The 7,358-nt window shown below is 53.5% G+C and carries 10 protein-coding genes and 1 pseudogene; 2 read left to right on the forward strand and 9 right to left on the reverse strand.

The window, feature by feature from the left end:
• Positions 1–106 precede the first annotated feature (106 nt).
• The 6 genes and pseudogenes from ACXAH0_RS24955 to ACXAH0_RS24980 all read right to left on the reverse strand — a co-directional run.
• Positions 107–349, reverse strand: a pseudogene (locus tag ACXAH0_RS24955) (transposase); the annotation flags it as partial.
• 562 nt (positions 350–911) lie between these two features.
• Positions 912–1,637: a DJ-1/PfpI family protein gene (locus ACXAH0_RS24960; protein ID WP_475186452.1), complete on the reverse strand. Its 726-nt coding sequence runs from the start codon at positions 1,635–1,637 to the stop codon at positions 912–914.
• Between the two features lie 10 nt (positions 1,638–1,647).
• Positions 1,648–1,947 carry a hypothetical protein gene (locus ACXAH0_RS24965; protein WP_475186454.1) on the reverse strand — a complete coding sequence of 100 codons (300 nt, stop codon included), beginning with the start codon at positions 1,945–1,947 and terminating at the stop codon, positions 1,648–1,650.
• Between the two features lie 116 nt (positions 1,948–2,063).
• Positions 2,064–2,558 carry a CopD family protein gene (locus ACXAH0_RS24970; protein ID WP_475186456.1) on the reverse strand — a complete coding sequence of 165 codons (495 nt, stop codon included), beginning with the start codon at positions 2,556–2,558 and terminating at the stop codon, positions 2,064–2,066.
• Entirely contained in the window at positions 2,480–2,773 is a 294-nt protein-coding gene (locus ACXAH0_RS24975) for a DUF3817 domain-containing protein (protein ID WP_475186457.1), read from the reverse strand. Before ACXAH0_RS24975 ends, ACXAH0_RS24970 begins: the two co-directional genes overlap by 79 nt.
• Before the next feature lie 21 nt (positions 2,774–2,794).
• A complete protein-coding gene (locus tag ACXAH0_RS24980; protein ID WP_475186458.1) occupies positions 2,795–3,568 on the reverse strand; it encodes an HD domain-containing protein in 774 nt (257 codons plus the stop codon).
• 76 nt (positions 3,569–3,644) lie between these two features.
• On the opposite strand from ACXAH0_RS24980, the gene ACXAH0_RS24985 reads away from it, so the two are divergent.
• Positions 3,645–4,271, forward strand: coding sequence for a TetR/AcrR family transcriptional regulator (locus ACXAH0_RS24985; protein WP_475186460.1), 627 nt, complete (start codon positions 3,645–3,647; stop codon positions 4,269–4,271).
• Between the two features lie 400 nt (positions 4,272–4,671).
• Here the strand turns inward: ACXAH0_RS24985 and ACXAH0_RS24990 are convergent, their stop codons facing one another.
• Positions 4,672–4,815 carry a hypothetical protein gene (locus ACXAH0_RS24990; protein ID WP_475195977.1) on the reverse strand — a complete coding sequence of 48 codons (144 nt, stop codon included), beginning with the start codon at positions 4,813–4,815 and terminating at the stop codon, positions 4,672–4,674.
• 64 nt (positions 4,816–4,879) lie between these two features.
• Positions 4,880–5,893, reverse strand: coding sequence for a carbon-nitrogen hydrolase family protein (locus ACXAH0_RS24995; RefSeq protein WP_475195980.1), 1,014 nt, complete (start codon positions 5,891–5,893; stop codon positions 4,880–4,882).
• A gap of 128 nt (positions 5,894–6,021) precedes the next feature.
• Here ACXAH0_RS24995 and ACXAH0_RS25000 point away from each other — a divergent pair, with 128 nt between their 5' ends.
• Positions 6,022–6,978 (forward strand): AraC-like ligand-binding domain-containing protein, encoded by a 957-nt coding sequence (locus tag ACXAH0_RS25000; RefSeq protein ID WP_475195983.1) that lies wholly within the window; start codon positions 6,022–6,024, stop codon positions 6,976–6,978.
• Between the two features lie 11 nt (positions 6,979–6,989).
• On the opposite strand, the gene ACXAH0_RS25005 is transcribed toward ACXAH0_RS25000, so the two are convergent.
• Positions 6,990–7,358 (reverse strand): helix-turn-helix domain-containing protein (locus ACXAH0_RS25005; RefSeq protein ID WP_475195986.1); only part of this gene is annotated, 369 nt, incomplete at its 5' end.

The raw sequence follows: 7,358 nt of genomic DNA on the forward strand, positions 1-7,358 counted from the left end.
CCGCTTTCTTCGCTTACTCATTAAGGGCCCTTAAATGTCCATTTAATTAAGCGGACACTTAACGCACCAAATCGAAAAGCGGCAGGTCGGGTTCAACGGACGCTCACGACAGACCAATCATCATTTGAGCGAAGATGCCCTTGTCACTCCACCGCTTCCAGCGGTTGTACAAGGTCTTATGCGGACCATATTCCCGTGGTGCGTCCCGCCATCGTAACCCATTGCGATTGATGAAGATAATGCCGCTAAGAACGCGCCTATCATCTACACGCGGCCTCCCGTGAGATTTGGGAAAGAAGGGTTCAAGACGCGCCATCTGCGCATCCGTCAACCAGAAAAGATCAGACATATTCACCGCTCGTTTTTGAACCGTGAATCACGCCGCCACTCGGAAATCAATGGGTCCTGAGCCTAACTGGACAGTATCTGGTCATAGCGAACTCCGGCAGAGCGGGGAGACCGGACGGTTACCATTGGAACACTTATCTTTTTCGAGAACGTAGATCAGCGAGATCTTCTGGCTGCGGTTGATCGACCCGTCATCTAACGCAAGTCAAAGGGCAGAAAACGGCAAAGCAGACCTTAGATCAGCAGCAGGGAAATCCAGCTTAGTCCACGCCTGAGATGTCTGACCAAGCCGCGGCGAAAGTACAGTTTCGATCCAAGCCAAATCGACGCCTTCGAACGACTGCTTCGGTGGCATTCGCTGCATGGCAAGGAAAGGCGTGCCGCGATGGCGAAAGGATGCTGCACCAGCGAGGCGTGAAAAGTGAATGTCGGTTTTGTCCCGCAAAGCGTGAGTTCGCCTACTACATGCTTTTGCCTATGCTGCGAATTGCTGCTTCGACGGGCCGCAGCGCAGCATGCAGCATGACAATGGATGGTCCAAGATCCGCTCTGGGCCGTTGCGCTCAGGAGAAACGCTCAGAAAGTGCGTCAAGGGTGATCTGCGCCACGGGTGCCAAAATCTCCATTGCTCTTTCGGAAATTTCTGGTCTAGCTTTATCGACGGAACCCGCGTTGATTGGAGGGGCGGGATCATATTCCATCAAAAGCTGTGTGGTTTCGGCCACCTCAGACCCGTAAATCTTCTTGAGCAGTGTGAGGCCAAAGTCCACCCCCGCAGTTACACCGCCGCCAGTGATCCTATTTCTGTCGATCACAACACGTTCCGCCACTGGATCTGCTCCGAACAAGCGCAGAACATCCCGCCCGGCCCAATGGGTCGCGGCACGATACCCGTCTAGCAATCCGGCCGCGCCAAGGATCATTGCGCCCGTGCAAACGGATGTGACCCAATCTGCGCGAGCGCCATGATGGGCCAGAAACGCCATGACTTCTGGATCGTTGAATAGGGAAGCCTGCCCGGGGCCTCCAGGAACAAACAGTATGTCGAAACGCTCTGGGGCTTCATCAAAACTCATGTCTGGAAGCACCGAAACGCCCGTGTCTGACAAAATGGGCCCTTTGGCTTTCCAAACCAGATGTGTCTGCATAATGCCTGTCAAAACAGCGTGTGGGCCAAACAAGTCTAAAAGCGTTAACCCGGGAAACGCCAGCATACCAACGGTTTTACGTCGCGCTGGATCGTCTTCGACTGAGACGGCCATCGTGGGCCACGGTGTGTGTTGGGACATTGCAGTTTCCTTAGCAGATACGTCGACCAGTTACACTCGCTGCAGGCAAGATTCCGGGCTTGGCCTTGCCGCTGAGATTGTCGCCTTCCCGCGTCAACTCAAATTTGATTTCTAGCTTTAGGGGTTTGGTCACATTTTGGGTCCATGATATGGTGTTTCCTGAGACAGCTGGATTGATGAAGGGTACAGTTTCTTCTCCAGCAGTTGCGGTGCCTGAAAGCAGTTCGTTGGTATGCACAATCAGCAGTTCAGCTTGCTGTTTTCCCATCGGCGTTGGGATTTCGATTTTCCAGGTTCCGTTAAAAGACACAGCATTTCCTTTCTATAAGTGAAATTTTCAGTGATAGGGCCGCAGCCTGCTGCGAATTTGCACAGCATCCGAGATTTGATTGGTCCGCCTGAAATCCTAAGATTTGCAAGAAGTTACTATGGTCTAAACGCCAGCAATAAGGCGATTGCGGCGAAGGCGAAAACCAGCAAATAGGGTGAAAATGAGCGCCCTTTTTTGGAGTCGGCTCGATTGTTTAGCGACCTCCTAATCACCCCACTTTGCGCCCCGTGAACCGCGGAAAGAAAGATGACAAAACCGAGTTTGAGCTGTAACCAGGTTTCTTGGAATAAACCGGTACTTAGGCCGAGGTATAAGCCTGCGGCCCATAACAAAAGTAGAGACAGGTTCGTCATCGACCGATCCCACGTTTGAACGCGAGAAAGCATGTGAGCTGCCTGTTGCTTACCACCTTCGTTTTTTAACGCCCAGAGACACAAGGTCTGCACGAGCAATCCCCCGACAAAGGTAAATACTGCCACTAGGTGAATAGCTTTAACCAATTGGTATCCCATTAGCCTTCCCTCACCGACGAAAGAACTTTGTGCGAGTAAAGAAATCCAAAAGGTATAAAGCCAGATATTATGACCCATGCTTTGGAGTGACGCGAAATCGGCAAGCCGGGCAATATCGCACAAGCGCACCACAAGTAGTTCAAAAAAGCGAATCCATGCACCGATCCCAGTAGCTTTGTCGCGAATGGAAAACCGGCAAGATATTTGATCGGCATAGCGATAAAGAGCAGAGCAATAAGCGTTAACCCTTCTAACCAACTTGCCCGAATTAGAGTTCCTAGTTGTGCGTTCATTGTGTCCAACTTGTAAGAAAATCAGTTTTTTGGGCTTAGACGATCATAGAAAGGAGTTTTGGGTGCTTTCCCCCCTGAAAGCCTTGTCAGAAAGTCAGCGCGCGACCCGTCGAAATGGTCAGCGGTTTCAAAGCGAAGCGCTTCGATCACTCCAGTGCGCGGGTAGGAGTGAAACAACTCTTCAAGACTCTCTGGTGCAATTCTATGACGTCCTGCGCCAAAGAGATCACACACAGCGCCTCGTGAAACGAGGTAGCATTCAGCAGCACTTTTACGCCACGAAATATACATATTTAGATGCTGTGAGATCGCTTCGCCGACGCGATTTGCGTCATGCGTGCCGTGGCCACAAGCCAAAAGGTGATCGCGTGCTCGGTTTGCGCCGCTCACCGCAAAACAACAAGCTGAGACATTTGGAGAGTGCCCTTTGGTCAGTGCGATGTCGTGAAGAATTGCGCTGGCAAAAAACAGATCAGGATCGTGATCTAGCTTTTCATGCTTCGCAATGAGGCGCCCCAGAAAGTAGGTACGCCAGCTGTGAAACAGCAGCGCTTCGTCATGGGTTTCTTGCGCCAGGCATAGACTGTCACGCACAAGCGGAGTCTCTCGAGGCATAAGTTCATCTAATGATACAGGAAGGGGCCGCAGCAAACCAATTGAATGGCAAATTGAATCTGCGAACTCTCTAACCTGCACAAAAGCCAAGTTTACGATCATTTTTCGCTTTTCATGCGCACTGAGCGCACCATTTGTTTCAGCGCCCCACGCTAGGGAGCCTATTTTAGGCTTTTTCATTTGCTTACATCCTGTTAATTTATGTACTAACTCGCAACAAAAGAGAATGCAACAAAAATCTGCGAAACGGTATAAAATGAAAAAAACAAGCAAAAGACGTGGACGCCCAAGGGGCTTTGATGAACAGGTTGTCTTAAGAAAAGTCGCTGAACTTTTTTGGGATCAGGGGTTTGCGGGAACTTCACTGGACATGTTGTCCGAAGTTTCAGGACTGACGCGGCCAAGCCTTTACGGTGCGTTTGGCAACAAACAAGAGATCTTTCTCAGCGCACAACTCTGGTTCCGCCAGCAAATGCTGTCCCAACTCGATGAAGCCATTAGCACCGATCAAACTTTGCCAGCTGTCCTCACCGCTTTTTTCGAGACAGCGGTCAATATCTACACAGAGGCCGGTGAAAGCCATCGTGGATGTTTCGTTTTTTTGATCGGTGCCGCCGAAGCTCCCAAAAACGAAAAGGTTCAATCTCTAATCGAAGAAACCTTAGAAATCGCGCGCAACCGTCTCGCCGGACGCCTGACCCTTGCCGTTGAGTGCGGGGACATCAAAGAGGAGGTGAACGTTGAGGCAGCAGCTCAGCTGTGCCTGACTTTGCTAAACGGCCTTTCTGTTCAAGCGCGCAGTGGAGTTGGTAGTCAGAGGCTGCGAGAAAACGTGGCAATAGCTGTGAAGGCTGCGCTCGCTTTCTTGCAGTACAACGATTGAAATGGCTCAAAACTTTTGAATCGCTCCAATGAATGGTTCAGTCATCAGTTTAGCAATTGGAGATGCTAAACGTCGACCACAGCGGCGGGTTTGTCAGCAATGCCAACCTCAAGCAATGCCACGATCTCGCAAGCGCAGCGAATGACTGGTTCGATTAAGCTGCACCGCGGCGCGATCTGACACCATGAACGGCTTGTGTGGATGGCTCCTGCGTTGCAAGCGTTTTTTGTGATTGCGATGGTCTGTCAGTACAGTCGTGTGTCCGGCCTGTTTGTGTGGCGGTTGCCACTGGCCATGATGAGTTCCGCAAGCAAGGTTCCTATCGGCTAAACGACCTCGGGGGCCGCGACATTCATCGGAGTGTCCTTACTCTTGGTTGACTTCGTTTCGCATCATCACATCAAGCGTCTTCCAGCTCGTCCCGAACGAACGCCTGGATCACGGCGTGCGAAAGCTTGGTGTGCCCGTTCTCGTCCTGCAACTTGCGCTGCGCGTCGGTGTAGAAATCCTCGTGGCTCGGGATTGCGGGTGTCGGTTCGGTCATGTCTTCCTCCCCGGAAAGAATGGTGCGCGCGCCTTTTCCGGGTGGCATGGCGCGCGCGATGCCGTCATTCAGCGGCTTCAGCCGGAGCGTCGGCGACAGGAGAAATCTCCTCCCAGCCGGGGGCATCATCGAAGTTCACAACCGGACGCTGGCGCTTGCGATTGATCAGCAGCCGGGTGCTGTCGCGCTTGGCGTAGTGCCCGGCGGGGTCGGCGGCGGCCTTGGCGTAGCCGATCATGTGCAGGTCGATATCGGCATACATGATGCCCTCCTGATCGTGCGGGATGCGCTCAGCCAGCTCCGACCCGTCGGGGGCGTAGATCGCCGTGTAGCCACCGCCCAGAGGCAAAAGTGCCTCTTTCTCAGGATTTCCTTCGCACAGCAGGTCCTGCATCTCCTTCGTGACCAACGCACAAGGCGCAAGCACGAAACACGACCCCTCGACCGCATAGATCATCGAGGCACCATTATTCACTTCCGCCCCCAAGGCATAGGCAGCACCTTTGTAGAGCGCGAGATTCGGCCAGGCGGCCACATGGATCTGCTCGTTCTGGGCATACATCGCGTATTTCGACAGCGGCTGCAGGTGTTCCCAGCAGGCAAGCTGCCCGACACGACCGATCTTTGTTTCGACCACGTTCAGATCGGAGCCGTCGCCCTCGCCGAAGACGGTGCGCTCAACATGGGTTGGCTTCAGCTTGCGGCGGCGGTTGACGACTTCACCCGTCTCATCGAAATGCCACTGCGCGATGTAGAGTGACCCTCCATCGCGTTCGCTGACGCCAATCGACAGCTGAATATTGTTGTCGCGGCAGGCCTTTGCGAGACGCGCTTCGTGTTCGGAACCCGCCACGATGGAATTGTCGAAATAGCGCCCGACGAACTGCATTTGCCAGGCGACAGGACCAAGCCAGACGTGATTGGGGTAGCCGGGCAGCCAGGTTTCGGAAAACGCGACCAGATGCGCGCCACCCGCCGCGGACTCCTCGATCAGCTTCACCGCCTTGGCGACGCCAGCATCAAGGTCGAGAAAGCAGGGCGCGGCCTGAACAGCAGCGACTTTGAATTGTGTAGACATGGTTGGAACCTCCTCCTGATCCGAGGAGATTGCCATGTCTTGCTGCAGCATACTTTGGCGTCTGGGTCAAAAAACTTGCGTTTTTGAGCGTCCTGATGAACTCTCTGGTGAGTTTTCGAAGGCTACACATGACACAAGTCGCCCGATATTCGACGGCGGATGTTGCTCCGCGCGATCGCTTCGTCTACTGGTGCGAAGCGGTCTGCGACAGCTATGTGCAGCTGGGCTGCGAGTCTCAACAAGTCCCGGATTTTACGGGAGAATTGAGTATATCCAGACACTCCGTTTTGTCAATTTCGGCGGTGTCCGGGGCGCAGCATGCGGTTGTGCGCCGCAAACGGGATATTCGCGCTGCGACGGGGGAGTTTTTCCTCGTAAGTCTTCAGCGCAAAAACACATCTCGAATCACCCAGTTCGGAAACCAATCTGTTCTGAGACCCGGCGACATCGGTGTGTACGACAGTGCTCATCCGTATCTGTTGGAGTTGGGCAGCGGTTTCTCCAAGACAGTCCTTCAGTTGCCAAAAGACCGTCTGCTCGCCAGACTGCCCGTTGCGCGGATGATGGGTGGGACAAGGATTGACGGTCAGTCCGGCATCGGAAAACTGGTTCGTAATAATATCCTGTCACTCACCGATCATTTGGACGGCTCCGATCTGACGGTTTCCGAGCTCTTGCAGGAAACACTGATTGACCTGTTGGCCACAGGTCTTGCGGCCGGTCGTAGCCAGGTCGCGGACCTCGCCTCTCCAGAGCAGCACATGATTGTCCGGATGCGCAGCTATATCGCCTCGCATTGTGGCGATCCCGATCTGGACCGAAACCGCGTGGCTGAAGAGGTTGGCATATCTGTTCGCCGGTTGAACAGTATTCTGTCCAAACAGGATAGCTCAATTGCCGAGGAAATCCGCCGAAAACGCCTGGAAACTGTTGCCGCGCAATTTGAAGATCCGCGCTATGACAGCCAGTCAATCAGCGAGATAGCGCTGGCCTGCGGTTTCAACAATCTTCAGCATTTCTCGACCATCTTCCGCGCAGCTTTCGGTGTCGCCCCTCGCGCTTACCGCGCGGGTGACAGATCGTAGTCTTCCTGAGATTAGAGCCTGATTTTCCACATTCGATATCGCCCCTGCCCTGTCACCTCGCGGATCAAACTACATCCTTCCATCCACGCCAGATTGCGCTGAATGGCGGCGCGACTGGCTCCGGTCATCGCCTCCGCCATTGGGGCGGAGACCAAGGGCCAATGAGAGAAAGTTTGGGCGTGTCGCAATTTACTGAGTACGAAGTTGCCATCATTCTCTAACGACAAATGCCAATTGGCGGATTGATAGAGTTTTGCGAACCTTGTGTATGGACCTGTCACGGTTTGATTCCGCCCCGAGTTCTCATTTAAGCGGCCCTGGCTTCGAATGCCAATGGGCTTTTCCATGCCAAAGCCGAGTGCCTTCTGCGCGGATTGTAG

The organism is Roseibium sp. AWQ4_290 (assembly GCF_056160985.1).

What these genes read in the sequence shown, in the direction of transcription:
- ACXAH0_RS24985 (WP_475186460.1), top strand. Translation starts at nt 3,645, where the DNA reads ATGAAAAAAACAAGCAAAAGACGTGGACGCCCAAGGGGCTTTGATGAA.
- ACXAH0_RS24975 (WP_475186457.1), bottom strand. Translation starts at nt 2,773, where the DNA reads ATGAACGCACAACTAGGAACTCTAATTCGGGCAAGTTGGTTAGAAGGG.
- ACXAH0_RS25000 (WP_475195983.1), top strand. Translation starts at nt 6,022, where the DNA reads ATGACACAAGTCGCCCGATATTCGACGGCGGATGTTGCTCCGCGCGAT.
- ACXAH0_RS24980 (WP_475186458.1), bottom strand. Translation starts at nt 3,568, where the DNA reads ATGAAAAAGCCTAAAATAGGCTCCCTAGCGTGGGGCGCTGAAACAAAT.
- ACXAH0_RS24995 (WP_475195980.1), bottom strand. Translation starts at nt 5,893, where the DNA reads ATGTCTACACAATTCAAAGTCGCTGCTGTTCAGGCCGCGCCCTGCTTT.
- ACXAH0_RS24990 (WP_475195977.1), bottom strand. Translation starts at nt 4,815, where the DNA reads ATGACCGAACCGACACCCGCAATCCCGAGCCACGAGGATTTCTACACC.
- ACXAH0_RS24960 (WP_475186452.1), bottom strand. Translation starts at nt 1,637, where the DNA reads ATGTCCCAACACACACCGTGGCCCACGATGGCCGTCTCAGTCGAAGAC.
- ACXAH0_RS24970 (WP_475186456.1), bottom strand. Translation starts at nt 2,558, where the DNA reads ATGGGTCATAATATCTGGCTTTATACCTTTTGGATTTCTTTACTCGCA.